1 protein-coding gene is annotated in these 1700 nt (G+C 50.5%); it reads left to right on the top strand.

Features of this window, described 5'->3' with window-relative positions; translation table 11 throughout:
- On the top strand, positions 1-1700 hold a 1700-nt coding region (locus tag R7P72_RS23955; protein WP_318110818.1), incomplete at both ends, for a glycoside hydrolase family 2 TIM barrel-domain containing protein.

The raw sequence follows: 1700 nt of genomic DNA, 5'->3' as shown, positions 1-1700 counted from the left end.
CGTCGGCTTTAGTAAAGGCAGCCGACTCACAGCGGAATTCGACATTTCCAAGTTCGTCCAACAAGGCGAAAACTTGCTCTCTGTACGCGTGATGCAGTGGGCCGATTCCACTTACATTGAAGACCAAGACATGTGGTGGACGGCGGGGATCTTCCGTGACGTTTACCTAATCGGAAAAGAGAACATTCACGTCCAAGACCTAACAATTCGCACCGATTTCGCCGACGATTACCAAAGTGCGACGCTCAGTGCTCAAATCGAATTGGAAAACCTTTCCACCGCTATCGCGTCTGGCTACACGCTGGAATACGCGCTGCATGACAAAGGCACTGTCGTAGCCAGTGGTCAATGCGATTCACTGACTATCCAAAACCACCACTCAACAAGCTTTGCGATTGATATGGTGAATCCAACGCATTGGACAGCTGAAAATCCTTACCTTTACCACTTGTTCATCACCTTAAAAGATCACCAAGGCAACGTAGTGGAAGTGATCCCACAACGCGTGGGTTTCTGTGACATCAAAGTTCGCGATGGCCTGTTTTACATCAACAATCAATACGTGATGCTGCATGGTGTAAACCGTCATGACAACGACCACCTAAAAGGTCGCGCAGTGGGCATGGACCGCGTGGAAAAAGATCTGATTTTGATGAAGCAACACAACATCAACTCGGTTCGCACCGCACACTACCCGAACGACCCACGCTTCTACGAGCTGTGTGATATTTACGGCCTGTTTGTGATGGCAGAAACCGATGTGGAAACCCACGGCTTTGCCAACGTTGGCGACCTGAGCCGTATCACCAATGATCCAGCATGGGAAGCGGTGTTTGTTGATCGCGCAGTGCGCCATGTGCACGCACAGAAAAACCACCCTTCTATCATCATGTGGTCACTCGGTAACGAATCGGGTTATGGCTGTAACATCCGTGCGATGTATACCGCGACCAAAGCAATTGATGACACCCGTTTGGTTCATTATGAAGAAGACCGCGATGCTGAAGTCGTCGATGTGATTTCGACGATGTACTCACGCGCTCAACTGATGAATTACTTTGGCGAACACCCACACGAGAAGCCACGCATTATCTGCGAATACGCACACGCGATGGGTAACGGGCCGGGTGGTCTGACGGAATACCAAAACGTGTTCTATGCGCACGACCACATTCAAGGTCACTACGTTTGGGAATGGTGTGATCACGGCATTCTAGCGCGTGATGAACACGGTCAAGAGTTCTACAAATACGGCGGCGATTACGGCGACTACCCAAACAACTACAACTTCTGTATGGATGGTCTGATTTACCCAGATCAAACCCCGGGCCCTGGCCTGAAAGAATACAAGCAAGTCATTGCACCGGTGAAAATCCGCGCCGTTGAAGGTTGCTATGACCGCTTTATCGTTGAGAACAAATTGTGGTTCACCAACCTCGATGATTACACCATTACTGCTGACGTGCGTGCCGAAGGTGAAACCCTGCGTAGCGTGCCGTTTAAAGTCGAAGCACTGGCCGCCAACAGCGCTCGTGAAGTGAGCATTGACTTGCCAGAATTGGATGAGCGCGAAGCCTTCATTAACTTCACCGTACGTAAAGACAGCCGCACCTTGTATAGCGAGGCCAACCACGACATTGCGGTGCACCAGTTCCAGCTGAAAGAAAACACCGCCACGTTGCCTGCGTTGGTCAACCACA

Origin of the sequence: Vibrio sp. Vb0888, assembly GCF_033338835.1 — a bacterium.
GTDB lineage: Bacteria > Pseudomonadota > Gammaproteobacteria > Enterobacterales > Vibrionaceae > Vibrio > Vibrio alginolyticus.
Note: the sequence above shows the minus strand (reverse complement) of the source record. Positions and strands in the feature narration are given on the sequence as shown.